The organism is Arthrobacter sp. NPDC080082 (assembly GCF_040686595.1).
GTDB lineage: Bacteria > Actinomycetota > Actinomycetes > Actinomycetales > Micrococcaceae > Arthrobacter.
In genome coordinates this window covers 727,255-743,477 of the sequence record NZ_JBFBKQ010000001.1, presented here as the reverse complement: position 1 = coordinate 743,477, position 16,223 = coordinate 727,255, and the positions used below count along the sequence as shown (strand labels likewise).

The window sequence follows — 16,223 nt, the reverse complement described above, 5'->3', positions numbered from 1 at the left end:
CCGGCGGGAGCTTCAGACAGCCGCCACGGCCGTAAGTTCGACATGCATGCCGGGACGGGCCAAACGGGCTACTCCGACCGCGCAACGGACGGGCAGAGTCTCCTCGAAGTACGTCCGATAGATCTCGTTGAACCCTGCGCGTTGGTTCTCGATGTCGGTCAGGTAGATAGTCAGGTGGGCGATTCGATTCAGGTTCGAGCCGCAACGCTCCAAGTCTGTTCGCATATTCTCAATGACGGCTACGCTCTGCTGCTCTATGGTCTCCCCTGCCAGTTGGCCGTTGGAATCCGTGGGGATGGAGGTGACGAAAGCGAGCCCTCCGACCACGGTTACATCGCTGGACAGGGATCCGGGCTTTGCGGTCTCGGGATAACGCCGAAGATCGCTCACAGTGCGGCTGCCTTCTCGGGAAGGGGCTCGCGGCGAACGGACGGGTTGATGCCTTCGACGGTGTTGACTCCGCAAAAGCCCATAGCGGTCTGTAGCTCTGCCCGCATGGTTTCAAGGAGCTGACCGGCTGCCTTTCCTCCGCCTGCGGCCAGCGCGTACGCTGCCGCCCGGCCGATACCTGCGGCCTGCGCACCTCGGCTGAGCACATTCAACACGTCGGACCCGCGTTGGACACCTCCGTCACAGTAGACCTCCACCTGGCCGTCGACTTCCGCCACCACTTCGTCGAGAACACTGATCGTGGCCGCGCCTCGGTCAAACTGACGACCTCCCAGGTTCGAGACGTACACGGCATCCGCGCCGAGGTCGATGGCGATTCTGGCGTCCTCAGCACACATGATGCCCTTGATGACCAGCTTCCCAGGCCACTGCTGCCGTGTCTTTTGAACGTCCTTCCAGGAGACCGTGAGGTCTTTGTTGGCTTTCATGAACGGCTTCATTTCGGGCATCCTCAGTGGGCGGCCCTCCGGCTGGTAGTTGCCGTATGTGGCTTTCCGACCTCCGAAGAGGACACCGGCAACCCACCCCGGATGCATGGCGCAGGAAACAATATCGGGGAAGGAGAGGGCCGGGGGCAGACGGGTCATTCCGTGCTGCATTTCCCGTTCCCGGTCTTCACCGACGGTGCAATCTCCTGGAAGAACCAGCACATCGATGCCAAGGTTCTGTGCCTCGGCGAGGTGGTTTTCGGTGTGGCGGCGGTCCTTCCAGAATTGGACCTGTGCCCACACGCGACCTGGTGCTGCGGCTGCGACAACTTCAGGGAGAGCCACACCCGACCACGCACTGTGGATGAAAATTCCGCCCATATCCGAGATGGCGCGGGCGATACCGGGATCGGCATCCGGATGGATCATGCCCAGCATGCCCATCGGTCCGATGAAGAAGGGAACCTCCGTTTTTTGTCCGAGCATGGAAGAAGAGAGGTCCATGTGGGCTACGTCGGGGAAGGCGCGTTGGCGGTACGTGACGGACTGCATGGCCTCGATGTTCCGGGCAGCCGTGACTTCATCGAGGACCCCTCCCTCGAGAAAGTCGAACATCATTTTGGGAAGCCGGCGGTAGGCCGCCTGCTTCATCCCGGCGGCGCTCAAGACGCGTTGCGACATTAGTTGTACTTCTTTCCGTTGGGGCTGTCCGAATCCGTGGACGGCTGAGGCGATGCTTATCGAACCTCTGGATTTTTCGTTTTGGGGGAGCGATGAGCTCTAGATGACCTTTGCCAAGAATTGCTTTGTGCGCTCATGCTGCGGGTCTTGGAGCACCGTTCGGGGATCGCCCTGTTCAATGATTCCGCCGCCGTCCATGAAGATCAGGTGGTCGCCAACCTCTCGTGCGAATCCAATTTCATGCGTCACAACGATCATCGTCATGCCCGCCCGGGCGAGGCCCCGCATCACATCCAGCACCTCACCCACCAACTCCGGGTCCAAGGCGGAAGTCGGTTCATCGAAGAGCATGAGGCTGGGTTCCATGGCAAGTGCCCGGGCAATAGCAACGCGCTGTTGCTGGCCACCCGACAAGGAGGAAGGGTATGAGTCAGCCTTGGCGGAGAGTCCCACCCGCTCCAACAGTTCCAAGGCCCGTTCCCTGACCTTTTTGGGGTTCTTCCGTTTCACCCGAACGGGCGCTTCGCAAATATTCTGCAGCACAGTCATGTGGGGAAACAGGTTGAAGCTCTGAAAAACCATGCCGATGTTTTCGCGCATTTTGGCCGATTCGGCATGGCTCTTCATATGCAGACGATCGTTCTTGATCTTGACGCCCACGGGCTCTCCCTGCACCACGATGTATCCACCGTCCAGGGACTCGAGTTGATTGATGCACCTCAGAAAGGTCGACTTGCCCGATCCGGAAGGACCAATGATGCAGGTGACACTTCCCTGCGGGATGACGAGATCGATTCCTTTGAGTACCTGCAGGTCCCCAAAATTCTTCGTGACTCCTCTGGCTTCGATCATCACATCGTTCATGGCTGGCCTTCTTCTGAGCTCGTTGTTGTAGCAGTAGCGGACTTGATGCGACGGCGGTCAGCCCGTGTATTGACCCGCCCGGCGGTTGCGGTCCCGCGGTTGTAGTGACGCTCGATGAAGTACTGGCCGAGGCTCAAGACACTGGTGACCAGCAGGTACCACATGCTTGCGGCAATGAGGAGGGGGATGGTCTTGAAGTTTGCGCTGTAGACCAGTTGGGCGGAGTAGAGCAGCTCAGGGAACGCCAGGACGCTGACGAGAGAGGTCGTCTTGAGCATCGAGATGGTCTGGTTTCCTGTGGGAGGAACAATAACCTTCATGGCCTGGGGAAGGATGATCCGGAAGAGAATTGCAGAGCGTCGCATCCCGAGCGCGGTTGCCGCCTCAGTCTGCCCGCGATTGACGCTGAGTAAGCCTGCACGAACGATCTCGGACATGTAAGCGCCTTCGTTCAGCCCGAGTCCTAAGACGGCAGCTACGAAAGGCGTGATGAGGGAGTTGGCGTCCACGGAGAAGAATTCCGGTCCGAACGGAACGCCGATTTCAATCCGTGGATATATAGCGGCAATGAAGCCCCAGAAGAGGAGCTGGACGAACACGGGCACGCCGCGAAAAAACCAGACGAGGAAAGCGGCAACTCCGGCGACGATTGTATTCGGGGCCAGCCGGGCCAACGCCAGGCAAACACCGACAACGATGCCCACCACCATGGAGATGGCAGTCAGGCCGAGTGTGCGCAGCAGTCCTGTGAACAGTCTCTCGGAGGTGAACCAAGAGAAAGCTACATCCCACTCGTAACGTTGATTCGTCACGAGGGAGTAGGCCACAAGCAATACGGTGACAAGGACCACCGAGGCAGTCAGCCACATTGCTCCATTGTGTTTGTGTGGCCGTCCAAGAAGGAGGCTTCGGGTCTTGTCGTCCACTGCTGAGGGGTGCTTTCTTTCGACGTCCAGTGTGCTTGTCATGTGGCACCTGCCTACTGGGCTTTGTTGAAGGCGAAGTCAGATATGGCACCGTTTTCCACGCCCCATTTGCTGAGGATCTCCTTGTACTTCCCGTTTTTGGACATCGCTTCAAGACCGAGTTGGATGGCTTTCTCCATGCCGGCCCCCTTCTTAAAGCCGATGCTCACGGGGGAGAGGTCCTTCTCGCCGACGAGAGCTATCTTGGCGCCCTGCTTGATCGCATATCCAAGGGTGGGGCCGTCGACGTAGACGGCATCGAGGCGACCGGCAGCCAATGCCAGGCTCGGCGCCTGCATGTCCGGATACGTCATCGTGTCGATTGCGGGTTTGCCGGCGGCGGTACACGCGGCAGAGAGGGCGGGAATCCGTTTGAGGTCCTGGAAGGAACCCTTGAGCGCGCCAACACGCTTTCCGCACAGGGTGTCCGCCGTGATGTTCTGCGGGTTGCCGGGGGCCGCGCCTATGCCGCTGCCTGACTGGTAGTAGTCGACAAAGTCGAGAACCTTCATCCGCTCGGTCGAGGGGGACATTTGCGAGACCGCCATGTCGAACTTCCCGGCGCTGATGCCGGGAATGATGCCGTCGAAGGGTCCGCTCCGAACCTCGGTCTTTAGCCCGAGAGTCTGGCCGAGCGCAACGGCCAGTTCCGGATCCACGCCCACCGTCGTGTTCCCATCCATGAAGTGAAGAGGAGGGGAGCTCTGGCTCATGGTAACGACGAGGGTCCCCTTGTCGCGGACGGCCTGGGGAAGGGCAGCTGCAGCAGCCTGGTCCACGGCAGCAGCCGAAGCTGAAGGCGCAGGCTTCTCGGCACTGGCGTTGGAGCCATCGGGATTGGAGCATCCCACCAGGAGGCCGCAGGCTGTCGCCATAAGGGTAGCGGTCGTGAGGATTGATCGGAACTGAGTCATCGGATGCGCCTTTGAGAGTTGGGAATGACGGATCGAAACGGCGTGTAGGCCGGCAATGTGTTCTTCATCACTGCTCCAGCCGGTAGCATGTACCGTACATCATGCACGATTTGTTGCCAACGGTCTCCGTCACCTTCGCGACGGCTGTGTGTAATGTTTAGTGACCCGCCATAAACCAAGGGGATTCAGCATGAACGCCGTTCCAACTGAAGAAACAGACGAGCTCATTCCTGCGCGGCCGATGTTGGCGGATCAGGTCTTCGAGGCCGTCCTTTCCCTGTTGTTGGACGACAAGATTCCCACCGGGGCTCCACTGAGCATTGATGGCCTGGCCCGGCGTTTTAAGGTTTCTTCCACACCTGTGCGAGAGGCGCTGGTGCGTCTAGAGGGCACCGGAATGATCAAGCGTGAAGCCCTCCGTGGTTACAGGGTGGCCCCTGAGCCGACGGCGAAGGATGCCGCTTCACTCCTCACCACCAGACGGGTTCTGGAGCCGGCCTGTGCTGGCCTTGCCTGCTCGACTGCAGGAGTAAACCTGGTGTCTGATCTGGAGCGCGTTCACGCGGTTCTTGACCAGTCGCGCCATGGCGGGAGCACCTTTGCCGGCTACCGCTCCTACTGGCGCGCAGACGAAGAATTTCACCGGCTGATCGTGGAAGCAACGGACAATGAGTTCCTGATCAGGGCCTATGCTTCAGTCGAAGGCCACATCCAGCGCTTCCGCCTAATGGTTCAGAACGACCTCAGCGGGGACGACACTCAACTGGAGCACCAGGCCATCATCAAAGCGTTCAGGGCCGGAGACGCTGAGGCGGCTGAGGCGGCGATGGCTGCCCACATCGGCGGGATCAGCCGCCGCCTCCTAGGTCTTCCGAGATTCAACCCGGCGGGGTGAACGATTGGCCAGCTCACGGACAAAACGTCGATTATCGGTGCAAGAGTGGGGGAGGGGAAACAAGCCTATGGCACCGCAATTGTCCGGTTCCAAGCAAGTCATCTAAGGTTTTGTCGGGTCCCCTGGGCTTTGCGAAACGTCATGGGCCATCCCCTGCACTCAAGTCCCTACTGGCTTCGGTGCGACGTGACCATTCTTGCCGTCCAGGTCCTTTGTGGCCCTCACGCGGCAAGCCCGGTGAGAAGGAAGCGCGTCAGGTGGACGGCTAAGGCGGAAAGCAGATATCTTGCCGTGTCCGCTGGTGCGCAGTTCGAATCACGACAGCCGCAAGGCATTCTGAACTGTCTTACGGACAGCATCTCGTGAGCTGTAGTCTCGTGTTGGCTGAATTCTGTAAAGCCGAATTTCGGGAAGATGCTGGTGGTCGACTGCTTCGGGTATCCATGGCATTCGGATTTCGTCGAGGTAGATTCCATTCGCTACGGTGGCGTATTGGTCTACGTCCAGGACTCTGACTGCACCTTCGGATGCAAGAGGCCTGATGAGTTCTTGAAGTCCTTTAGGGATCAGATCTTCCCCTTCGGTTTTCAGAATGCCAATAAGCACGCTGCACCCTCGCGCAAGCTGATCTGTTAGCATTGTCAGCAATTGTCTCATGGCGGCGCAGTCGTTTAATTTCTCAATAACTATGATAATTTCTTTTGCATCTCGAAGAGATTTATAGAGCATTCCAGCATATTCGAAAGCTGTCAGTTCGCCGACGCCTTCGTTCGCAGGCATGGCCCCTGATTCCGAATATGTCGGTTCGACTTCAACTTTTAGAGACTTGAGGCCGCCACCCGCGAGAAAAGCCAAATCATGCTCCTCGCTAGGATCGTCGTCGATCAGGAATGCGGCCTCTAACGTCTGCCCGGACTTGTCTGCATAGAGTATAAGTTCAGCTTCGTAGTACTTACTGGCCCGGGAACGCAGATCTACAATGCCGAGGTAGTCGACTTCTACGTTTCGCTCGTTGGATCGACTGAGCAATGCCCGGAGGTCGCGAACCGTTACGTCGGGCCTCTCGATCCTCCTGGTTTGTGACGCGGGGATACGAGTCACTCCTCTGGCAACGGTATCCCTTCGATTTATTAGTCTCCCGGATCTGTAAGCAGCTACCTTCCAAGTCAATCGGTCGAAGCTCAAGTTCAGAGTCTCCACGCTCGGGGTGACTAAAGTAAGTTCGTCCGCGAGCATACGCCCAATGGGCGTGAGCCGGATCGCCGAGGAAGAACTTGTCGTGACATGACCTGAGACTGCCAACTCAGCGACGGTCTCTGAAATGACGCGATTTTCCAGGCCGGTCAGATGCGCGATTTCGTCAGTCGCTGTAAGGCCAGCGTCGACGGAGCGAAGGATGATCTCGTGCAGCAGGGCTATCTGTTTCTTCCTTTGAGCATTGACCACCAAGCGAAGCATCGTTACAGGAACTGCCACTTCGATCAGCGCAACTGGGGAGAGTCCGGGGCGGGCGTTCCGCAGTCGATTGTTGAGGTCATTCATACGGCCGATCATCCTATCTCCCTCACTTCGGCTGACTCAGGATTGCGCTGCATGTAGTTCGCAATCTTCTTAAGGGGACCCTCCGCTGATGTAGCAAAGTCGAGGTCTCCGACGATGATTAGCCCTAACCGTGAACGTGAGACTGCAACGTTGATGCGCCTCCAATACTTCTTTCCGATGAACCCAAAACGTCCATTCAGGTTGCTTCGGGTGACCGAAAAGAAGGTGATATCAGCTTCTCTACCTTGGACCGCATCAACAGATTCCACTGACACGTTGAAACTGTATTGACTCTTGACCAGTTCACGACGGATTGCTTCTAGCTGGCTGCGGTAAGGTGCGATAACCAACACTTCCAGTTGTTGATTTCCGGTTAACTGTACTAACCCTCTTTCCAGAGAGCGTTGTAAAACATTCAACAGTGCTGCGATTTCCAGAGCTTCCCGACGGTTAGCGTAGCTACGTTGAGCGGACTTATCTTCTTGTTCCAACCTATCTTTGCGAGAGCTGGTCGAAACCCAAAGCAGAGGCGACCAAAGATTAGACAAGTTAACTGATGGTGCCTGAGTTGCCGAGGTCAAATTGGAGTCGTAAAAGCACTCTGAAACAAGATCGCCGATTGCCTTTTGCATTCGAAATTGCTCGTTCAACTCGATAACGAGGGATTCAGGAAGAATTTCTGACAGAACGTCATAAAGTGTTTCGGATAGTTCCTGGGGTGTAGTGCCGAACTCCTCGAGGAGTTCCCGGTCCCTTGATGCTTCCTCTTCCATAGGAGGGAGCTGGCTCGGATCACCGACAAGAACTACACGTTGAGACCTCACGACGGGCACAAGGGCCTCGGTAGCAGTGGCTTTTGATGCTTCATCCACAATGCACAGATCGAACTCCAGGTCTTTGGCTGCAGCATGAGACAGGAACCCGAGGCAGGTCCCACCAATTACTGTGGCATCGGCAAGAAAGGTCGCCACAATAGAGGGATCTATGGGCATCCGCTGAAGCCAATCCGCCTGGAGTTCAACCAGTTTGAGCAGGTGCGCTCCTTCGGCAAAACCGGCAATCATCTCTTTGGATACCTGCCTGAGTTGGTCCGGGCCGTGACTTTCGTATGAAACCAAAGATCCTGGAAGTAGATGGTCTAGGTCGTTCCAAAGCTGCACCACCAAGCTCTCTTGGGCGGCAACGTCTACTGACTGGTCGCTCTGTACGGCCAAACCAGAATCTTCGGCGATCTCGTCAAGGATGGAGGTTACGTCCCGCTCTCGCTGGCGGGCAATTAGCTGACTGATAGCGGCGATCTGTTGGAGGATGAAAGCGGCACGAACCGTTGTGGCAGGCAGACCCACCTGTTCGGACAAATCCTCCAGATGTTTCTCCGATCGGCGACGCGCTTGTTGAACCCACTCATCGATCAGCGTATCCAGAAGTAGGCGGCGAGATTCTGGTGAGATGCGCTCGTCGTTAGGTTTGCCCAGTCGTACCACACGGTCTATGCCCAGCGATGCAATCCTCGCAAGCGCATTATCCACCGCTACGTGGGTTTGGCTGACGAGCAGTATCCGGCTTGTGGGTGATTTTCTCAGCTCTTGCGCCACAATTTCTGCAATCAAGCGCGTTTTGCCCGTGCCTGGGGGACCTTTCACCAGCATCACGGGATTGCCGGCAAGGGCGGTACCCACGGCACGCTGTTTCGCGGCGTCCAGGTGTTGGAACCATCCTCCTTCAGGGGTGACTGGAGGTAGGGGAGCCTGCTCAATACCATCCAGAATCTCCCCTAGGCAATCGTTCGTTGCAGAACCATGCTTGAGGGACGCCAGGGCATCCATTTGGCGTCTTAGCGAGACGAGTGTGGGGCCTAGATCTGGTTCGAGAACTCCTCTGCGATACCCCCGGAGGGGTTGCCCCGAACGACTTCTCAGAGTAGACGAATGATCGACATGACGAATCACCTCCACCCGCGTCCCTGACAGCGAATCGGAGGATGTCTTGAGTATCCACTCTGAGCCGACTAGGTCTTCCTCCACAGATTCGCAGAGGGCGACCGTCAGGTCACGCCCGTCATTTGCACCGTTGTCAAACCGAATATTCCGCCGTTTACGACGTTCGAACTCGACTATCACGTCAAGGGTTCTGGTCCAACGAGCGAGATGGGTCGCGAGACCGCCCAGCGAAGAAGCGTCTCGCGGTGACTCATTGTGGTCGCGCAAGTCCGTGAGGAATCCGGACAGCTGGGAGATCGCACGCTCCTTGTCGAGGGGGGTTCGGTCGGAGAAATCAACGTCGCTGGCGACCACCCTTCCGGAACGACGCAGCCACTCCAGAGCCTCCAGTTCATCGACGCTGACACCGGTTACCAGAAGAATGCCTTCTTTCGGCTTGGGACTGCACCGGTACAGACCCCGGTCGCCGGCGAGTTCCACCATAGGTGAACCATCGGGGCCCTCCCCGAGGCGGGCGACCGTTGCCGACGCCAGATCGTCGATGACAAATGAGGTCGACTGTCCCGGGTCAGGGAAGACTTCACTCAATGTGCGAATCGCGGACTTCGTGAGCACAAGGAATAGAAGCCGACGGGATGAATAAGACCTCGTCGAGTGGTCAAAAGCGTATTGCAGCTCCGATTCCATAATCGAGCAGTCTGCCTGTCTGGCCTCCGGGTCGACGTCGAGGGACTGTTCGAGCACGCTACGAACTGCGGACGGACAATCAAGAGAATCCAAGGCTGCCACGACTTCGGCGTGGTTCTCTATCTTTTTGTCGGAGGCGGCCACAACAAATGTAGCCGCCAGTGAATAAACGTCTCGAACGTAAGGCTGCTTGTCCACCAACTCTGGCGGCGCGAAAGGTGCAGTCCTCCAGGCTTGCAGTGTTAGTCCGGAGCTATTAGTCATCATGGTTTGTTTGCTGATGCTCATATCCGCGAGAAGCGGCACTCCGTCGGACGTCATAAGAATATTCAACGGTTTGATATCTCTGTGCTCTAAGCGGTGTCGATGGAGGTGTCCGACCGCCGAGGCCAAGGGTAGCAGGAGGGATCCAACGCTCTCGCGGGCATCCGCAAAGTTTCCGTCTTCGATCCACTCTTGGAGATTGCGTTCCACCCACGGCATTACAAGGTAGGGAGTTGAAGTGTCATCGATACCTGAGTTCAGCAATGGGACAATATTCTTATGGCGGGCCGTCTTGAGAACTTTCACTTCTCGTTGGAAGATGGACTCGGTCATTTCCGTCCCCCGTCCAACGATGAACTTGATGGCCACGGGGTCACCAGAGGTTAGGCTGACGGCTTTCCGCACGGAGGAATGACCGCCGTGCCGGGGCTTCTCGCCTTCCAGAACAAGATAAGCATTTGCGATAATTTCCGGTACCAACGTCCCGCCCCCTGAACTCGTATAGCATCTGTGGGAGCTATGCACCCTCACAGCAAACTGACCACGAGTCTAGACCAGTAAAGATTGAGGGTCTTACAGCGTTTCGGCGCCATGGTTTTCGGTCCTAGGGTGTTCACCCTTCGAGGCGATTCTTCTCGAAGGCCGCGGGGTGCTGCGCTACTGCCCCAGGCTGACGAAAGGTCCGTTATCGGCGCAGCGTACATGCCAGGTGAGGCTGACGAACTCTTACAGCCGCTGCGGGTCTTCGGCGTACATTTGCAGGCGGATATCCAGGGCTTCGGTCATGTGGCGGGCGGCGATGTCGCCAGCTGTGGTCGCTTCGCCGGCCTCGATCGCCGCGACCAGGGCTTCGTAGTCGGCCAGCACGGCGTCCCAGCGGCCCGGGTGGGTGAGGGTGGTCAGGGTGTAGCGGCGGACCTGCTGGTCCAGGCCGGTCAGCAGCCGCATCAGTGAAGGGCTGTGGGCGGCGGTCCAGATCAGGCCGTGGAACTCCCGGTTGGCCTCGGCCAGTGACGACCCGTCCGCCGGATCCAGCGCGCGCATGCTCTGGCACTTGGCCCGGAGCAGCCGGACATCCAGGTCCGTTCGCTTCCGGGCAGCCTTGGCCGCGGCGGCTTCCTCGAGCACGATCCGCGACTCGTAGATGTCCACGATTTCCTCGGCCGTGTGCGTCCGGACCGCCAGGATCTTGCCGCGGCGCTCCAGCAGGCCGTCCTGCTCCAGCCGCTGCAGCGCCTCGCGGACCGGGGTGCGGGAGGCGCCGTACCGCTCCGTCAGCTTGACCTCCGTAAGGGTCTCCTCCGGCGTGATTGCCGAACTCAGTATGTCCTCCCGCAGGCGGCTGTAGACCGACTTCTCCAACACCACGCACGCTCCTCACCAGGCCCGGAGCTGACGTCCACATGCCGTCATCCGGGTTCCCATCACCCAGATCGCAGTATACATTTGCATTCAATCGCGGCGCCGGAGCCCCGGCGGCCGCACCCGGCCCCACCGAAGGAGCGACCGTGCCCGCCGAGATCCTGCTGGTCCACGGAAGCATGCTCGGCGCCTGGTGCTGGGAAGGCGCCATCGCCGAACTTGCCGCCCTCGGCACGAAGGCCGAAGCTTTCGACCTTCCCGGCCACGGGGATGACGCCACCCCGCGCGGCTTTGTGACCGTGGCAGGTTACGTGGCCGCCGTCGTCGAGCGCTTGGACGCCGCCCCGGAGCCGGTGGTCCTCGCCGGGCACAGCATGGCCGGGTACCCGATCGCCGCCGCGGCCCTGCAACGCCCGGACAAGGTGCGGCACCTGGTCTACTTCAGCGCCCAGGCCCGCAAGCCCGGGCAGTCCTGGGCGGACACCCTGGACCCCGCAATCAGCGAGACCTACGAGCGGGAGGCCGCGGAGCGCGGGGACGGCAGCTACGTGGTCCCCGCCGAGGTGGTGGCCACCCGCTGGCTGTCCTCGCTGGACCCGGGAGACCAACAGGTCGAGGCGATCCGTTCCCGCCTCACCCCGCAGCCCGCCGGGCCGCTCTTCGAACCATGGGCCCTGCCCGCCGGCTCCCTGGACGGCGTTCCCGTGACCTACATCTGGCCCGAGGAGGACCGGCAGAACACCGAGCGGCGGATGCGGATGTCCCTGTCCAACCTGCCGGCCGCCACCCGGCTGGTCACCATAAGCGGTGACCACTGCGCCATGCTGACCGACCCCGCGGGCACCGCGGCCGCCCTCCACGCCGTCGTCGCCGGGTAGCGAAGCACAAGGAGTCGGATAGGCATTAGGCGACGGAGCCGGCCCGCCGGCCGAACACCGCGCCGGCCGCCAGTCCGCTGCCGCCCGGGTAGTTGCCGCTGAAGAGCCCGCCGAGGGCCTCGCCGCAGGCCAGCAGGCCCGGGATGGGCGCGCCGTCGTTATCCAGCACCCGGCCATAGGTGTCCGTCTTCAGTCCGCCGAACGTGAACGTCACGCCGCAGGTGACGGGGAAGGCGTAGTAGGGGGCCGTCTCGAGCGCCAGCGCCCAGTTGCTCTTGGGCGGCACCACGGCGGCCGCGCGGCCATCCTTGACGTTCGGATCGAACGCGCGGCCGGTGTCGATCCCGGCGTTGAACTCGGCCACGGTGCGTTCCAGTCCCGCCGGGTCGATGCCCGCCCGCTCGGCCAGGGTGGCCAGGTCATCGGCCTCGATCACCGAGACGCCGGGCATCTGGTACTCCTCGGCGCGGAGCATGGGCCGGGTGGTGGCGTCGAAGAGCTGGTACGCCACGGCGCCGGGCTGCTGCAGGATGTCCTTGCCGTAGCGGGCGTACGTGTAGTTGCGGAAGTCCGCGCCTTCGTCCACGAACCGCGCGCCCTCACGGTTCACCACGATCCCCAGCGGGTAGCCGCCGCGGGTGAGCTGGTTGGTCAGCTCATAGTTGCTCTCATTCTCCGCGAACCCCGCATCCCAGGCGACGCTGTGGCAGGTGGACCAGTCCCCGCCCTGCGCCGCGCCCGCGTCCAGGGCAGCGCGGATCATCTCGCCGGTGTTCCCCGGGGTGCCGCGGACCTTCGCGTTCTGCCAGCCCTCGCCCAGGTAGCGCTGCCGCATTTCCGGATTCGCCTCGAAGCCGCCCGCGGCCAGGATCACCGACTCTGCCCGCACCTCCCCGGTGCCGCCGTCGGCGTCGTTGAACCGCACGCCGGCCACGCGCCCGTCCTCGACAATCAGCCCGGTGACGGCGTGGCCGTAGCGTACGTCAACGCCGGCGCGCGCGGCCGCCGCGGCGTGGTCCGCCATGAGGCCCTTGCCGCCGCCGACGTTGCCGATGTGCAGGCCGCCCCAGAACAGGTACGACCCGTCCGGCTGGCTGTACGCCTGGCGCTCGTACATCAACCGGTACTTCAGCCCCTGCCGCTGCAGCCAGCGCAGCGTGCCGTGGCTCTCTTCCACCAGCACCCGGGACAGCTCCGGATCGTTCCGGCCGCCGGAGACCTTCGCCAGGTCCGCGAGGTAGTCCTCCTGCGTGTACGGCGGCACCTCAGTGACGGCGTGCCGCTCATCGGGTTCGACGACGTCGGCCAGGTCTTCCAGCCCGCTGTGCGGAATGCGGGTGGCGCCGGCCGTGTAGTAGCTGTTGCCGCCGGCGCGGTCCTTCTCCGACTTCTCCAGCAGCAGCACGGAGCGGCCGTTTTCCGCCGCGGCCAGTGCCGCCGCAAAACCGGCGTTGCCGCCGCCCACCACCAGAACGTCCACGTTCTCCACCATTGTCCAGACTCCTATCTCATTGTTTGAATACGAATGTATACAACAGAATGCAATCCGACAAGAGGTGGTCCACAGTGTTGCGGGGGAGCGGCGTTAGAAGCACGGAACGCAGCAGGGAGCCCGGCCGCGGTCTGGATTTCTCCAGTCCGGCCGGACTCCCTGCTTGATGCGCTGCGCCCGTGAGGGGCGCGCTTGGTCGGTTCTAGTTGGCGTTGCTCTAGTTCGTCTTGGCGATGAAGACGTCGCACGGCGCGTTGTGGGCCACCGTGTTGGCCACGCTGCCCAGGACGCGGCCCAGGCCCTGCATGCGCCGGTTGCCCACCACGATCACCTTCGCCTCGAGGCGCTCGGCCTCGCTGATAAGCACCTCGTGCGGCTTGCCGCGCGCCGCGGTGTAGGTGGTGCTGACGCCGGAGGCGCCGAGCAGGGCCGCCACGCGCTGGGCCACCTTGTGGGCCTGCTCCGAGTCGGAGACGGTCCAGTCCTCGCCCGCGATCTCCACCACCTCGGTCTTGTCGCTGGCGTACGCGGTGACCACGTTGAGTGTGGCGCCCATGGCCTGGGCCAGGTCCGCCGCGGTGCGCGCTGCCTTCATGGCTGTTTCTGATCCGTCGACGCCGACGATGACAATGCCTGACACTGGTCGATCTCCTTCGTTAGTTCCTCATGGCTGTGCTCCCAGTGCCCCGCGGGCACCGGGTGACGTGCGTGGGTCTTACGGCGCAGGGATCTCCTGGGCGTCGATGTACATCTCGATGCGGATGTTCTTGGCCACTTCCAGGTGGGCGCTGGCGATCTTGCCGGCGCGTTCGGCGTCCCGGTCCCGGATGGCGGCGACGAGTTCCTCGTGTTCCTTCAGCACCTGGCTCCAACGGGCCGGCGTGGACAGCGTGGTGCCGGGGTAGCGGATGAAGTGCACCAGGATGCGGTCCAGCAAATCCAGCAATGCCGCACTGTGGCTCGCGGCCCAGATGCGTTCGTGGAAGGCGCGGTTCACGGCGGCCAGCTGCGCCGCGGTGGCCTCCTCGAACTTCAGGTCCACCATGCTCTGGTGGGCGCGCTCGATCAGCATGAGGTCCATGTCCGTGTGGCGCAGCGCGGCCGTCTTCGCCGCGGCCTCCTCCAGGAAGGAGCGCACCTCGTAGAGGTCCAGCATCTCCTCGGGCCGGTACTCCCGGACCTGCATGCGTGAGCCGATCCGCTCCACCAGGCCCTCGGTTTCCAGCCGGCGCAGGGCCTCGCGGATGGGGGTGCGGGAGACGTTGTACTTCTTGGCCAGGGCGGTCTCCACCAGCTGGGCCTTGGGCGGGAGCTCCTGGGCAATGATCGCGTTGCGGATCATCAGGTACGGGCTCATCAGGGCCGGATTGCTCATCGCTGGTCTCTTCCTCGTGGCAGCAACGGTGTGAACATCAGGCGGGCCTGATGCAACTCACCATACAGTCGAAGGCCATTTTAACACACGGTATACAGCTGGCCCTTTTCGTGAACAGCAAGCCCAGATGACAGCGAGACGGCCGTCACATTTCGGTAACGAGTGTGTGCCAATGCACATTTTTGTTGCTCGCTTCTTGCAAACGGTATACATTCGACCAAAAGCGAGGACAGTTTCTTAAAACTGTACCGAAAGTGCTTCAAAGATCGACCGGTACCAACGACGGTACGCAGGCACCATTGAGGAGACACGATGACCAGCCCCACCGGCACGGTCCAACTGGGGGAATCGGACTCCCCGCGAACGTCAGTTATTCAGGTCCCGGCCGCTCTGGTCCGCGGCGGGACGAGCAAGTGCTGGATTTTCCGCCAGAGCGACCTGCCGGCGGACACCGCCGACATTGAACGCCTGCTGATCCGTACCTTCGGCTCCCCGGACCTCCGCCAGATCGACGGCGTCGGCGGCGCGTCCTCCACCACCAGCAAGGCGATCATCGTGGACGACCTCGGCTCGGCGGACGGCGTGGTGAACTACCGCTTCGCGCAGGTGGCCATCGATACGCCCTCCGTGGAGTGGGACAGCAACTGCGGCAACTGCGCCACCGGCCTGGGCCTGTACGCTCTGCACGCCCGGCTGGTGCCGCCGGCCGACGGCGTCTCCCGAGTCACGATCGTCAACACGGTCACGGGGCTGAGCCTGGTCTGCGAGGTCCCAACCCCCGGCGGCGAGGTCCCCACCTACGGCTCACGGCAGATCCCGGGCCAGTACTACCCGGGCGTCCCCGTGGACATCATCTTCGAGAGCAGCAGCTGGACCAGCTTCGAGACGGAAATGCCCACCGGCCACGCCGTCGACGAGGTCACCGTCCAGGGCCGCACCTTCCACGCCACGCTGATCGATGCCGGCGCCCCGGCGGCGATCTTCGATCCGCGGGACTTCGGCTTCACCGGCAGTGAAGACGCGGAGGAGCTGGAGGAACTGGTGGCCCTGGCGCCGGAGCTGCGGGCCGCCGCCGCCAAGGTCATGGGCATCCCCAGCCACCTGACCTCCATCCCGAAGGTGGGCATCGTGGGCCCGCCGCCGGCGGGGGAGACCGGCGTCTCCGCGCGGATGATCTCGATGGGCGCCCTGCACCCGGCGATCGGACTCACCAGCGCCGTCGCCATCGCCGCCGCCTCCGGGCGCGCCGGCTCCATCGTCGCCAACGCCGCCGTCGGCACCTCCGGTAACTCCGGCACAGCCGACAACACAGACCACGACGGCGGCGACACCCTGGCGATCCACCTCCTCAACGGCGCCACCAGGACAGCCCTGGACGCGCCCGTTCCCAGCAAGGTCGCCTTCCAGCGGTCGGCCCGGGTCATCAGCGAAGGAACCGTGCTCGTCCCCGGCGACTGACCGGGCGGCAGGCAAACCACCATTCACA

General features: G+C 61.5%; 14 protein-coding genes. 3 read left to right on the top strand and 11 right to left on the bottom strand.

Going from position 1 to position 16,223, the window contains the following annotated elements; all coding sequences use genetic code 11:
- Window positions 1-12: 12 nt before the first annotated feature.
- The 5 genes from AB0O44_RS03485 to AB0O44_RS03465 form a co-directional block, all read right to left on the bottom strand.
- Window positions 13-390 carry a RidA family protein gene (locus tag AB0O44_RS03485; protein WP_364134236.1) on the bottom strand — a complete coding sequence of 126 codons (378 nt, stop codon included), beginning with the start codon at window positions 388-390 and terminating at the stop codon, window positions 13-15.
- Complete coding sequence (locus tag AB0O44_RS03480) at window positions 387-1,559, bottom strand: alpha-hydroxy acid oxidase (RefSeq protein ID WP_364134233.1); 1,173 nt, start codon at window positions 1,557-1,559, stop codon at window positions 387-389. The genes AB0O44_RS03485 and AB0O44_RS03480 overlap by 4 nt, the downstream gene beginning before the upstream one ends.
- Before the next feature lie 99 nt (window positions 1,560-1,658).
- Window positions 1,659-2,423, bottom strand: a complete 765-nt coding sequence (locus AB0O44_RS03475) for an amino acid ABC transporter ATP-binding protein (RefSeq protein WP_364134230.1) — start codon at window positions 2,421-2,423, stop codon at window positions 1,659-1,661.
- Window positions 2,420-3,292 carry an amino acid ABC transporter permease gene (locus tag AB0O44_RS03470; protein WP_364134227.1) on the bottom strand — a complete coding sequence of 291 codons (873 nt, stop codon included), beginning with the start codon at window positions 3,290-3,292 and terminating at the stop codon, window positions 2,420-2,422. The genes AB0O44_RS03475 and AB0O44_RS03470 overlap by 4 nt, the downstream gene beginning before the upstream one ends.
- A gap of 110 nt (window positions 3,293-3,402) precedes the next feature.
- A complete protein-coding gene (locus tag AB0O44_RS03465) occupies window positions 3,403-4,302 on the bottom strand; it encodes an ABC transporter substrate-binding protein (RefSeq protein ID WP_364134224.1) in 900 nt (299 codons plus the stop codon).
- A 190-nt stretch (window positions 4,303-4,492) separates the two neighbouring features.
- On the opposite strand from AB0O44_RS03465, the gene AB0O44_RS03460 reads away from it, so the two are divergent.
- Window positions 4,493-5,197, top strand: coding sequence for a GntR family transcriptional regulator (locus AB0O44_RS03460; protein WP_364134221.1), 705 nt, complete (start codon window positions 4,493-4,495; stop codon window positions 5,195-5,197).
- A 315-nt stretch (window positions 5,198-5,512) separates the two neighbouring features.
- Here AB0O44_RS03460 and AB0O44_RS03455 read toward each other — a convergent pair whose 3' ends face one another.
- The 3 genes from AB0O44_RS03455 to AB0O44_RS03445 form a co-directional block, all read right to left on the bottom strand.
- The gene (locus AB0O44_RS03455) at window positions 5,513-6,739 is read right to left on the bottom strand and encodes a hypothetical protein (RefSeq protein WP_364134218.1); all 1,227 of its coding nucleotides are present in this window, start codon (window positions 6,737-6,739) and stop codon (window positions 5,513-5,515) included.
- Window positions 6,740-6,747: 8 nt separating this feature from the next.
- Window positions 6,748-10,155: an AAA domain-containing protein gene (locus tag AB0O44_RS03450; RefSeq protein ID WP_364134215.1), complete on the bottom strand. Its 3,408-nt coding sequence runs from the start codon at window positions 10,153-10,155 to the stop codon at window positions 6,748-6,750.
- 201 nt (window positions 10,156-10,356) lie between these two features.
- The gene (locus AB0O44_RS03445) at window positions 10,357-10,998 is read right to left on the bottom strand and encodes a GntR family transcriptional regulator (protein ID WP_364134212.1); all 642 of its coding nucleotides are present in this window, start codon (window positions 10,996-10,998) and stop codon (window positions 10,357-10,359) included.
- Between the two features lie 140 nt (window positions 10,999-11,138).
- Between AB0O44_RS03445 and AB0O44_RS03440 the strand changes: the two genes are divergently transcribed.
- Window positions 11,139-11,870, top strand: coding sequence for an alpha/beta hydrolase (locus AB0O44_RS03440; protein ID WP_364134209.1), 732 nt, complete (start codon window positions 11,139-11,141; stop codon window positions 11,868-11,870).
- A 25-nt stretch (window positions 11,871-11,895) separates the two neighbouring features.
- On the opposite strand, the gene tcuA is transcribed toward AB0O44_RS03440, so the two are convergent.
- The 3 genes from tcuA to AB0O44_RS03425 all read right to left on the bottom strand — a co-directional run bounded on the left by tcuA (window position 11,896) and on the right by AB0O44_RS03425 (window position 14,737).
- Complete coding sequence (gene tcuA / locus AB0O44_RS03435; protein WP_364134207.1) at window positions 11,896-13,362, bottom strand: FAD-dependent tricarballylate dehydrogenase TcuA; 1,467 nt, start codon at window positions 13,360-13,362, stop codon at window positions 11,896-11,898.
- Between the two features lie 217 nt (window positions 13,363-13,579).
- A complete protein-coding gene (locus AB0O44_RS03430; RefSeq protein WP_364134204.1) occupies window positions 13,580-14,002 on the bottom strand; it encodes a universal stress protein in 423 nt (140 codons plus the stop codon).
- A 75-nt stretch (window positions 14,003-14,077) separates the two neighbouring features.
- Window positions 14,078-14,737, bottom strand: a complete 660-nt coding sequence (locus tag AB0O44_RS03425; protein ID WP_364134201.1) for a GntR family transcriptional regulator — start codon at window positions 14,735-14,737, stop codon at window positions 14,078-14,080.
- 312 nt (window positions 14,738-15,049) lie between these two features.
- Between AB0O44_RS03425 and AB0O44_RS03420 the strand changes: the two genes are divergently transcribed.
- Window positions 15,050-16,195, top strand: coding sequence for a PrpF domain-containing protein (locus AB0O44_RS03420; RefSeq protein WP_364134198.1), 1,146 nt, complete (start codon window positions 15,050-15,052; stop codon window positions 16,193-16,195).
- Window positions 16,196-16,223 lie beyond the last annotated feature (28 nt).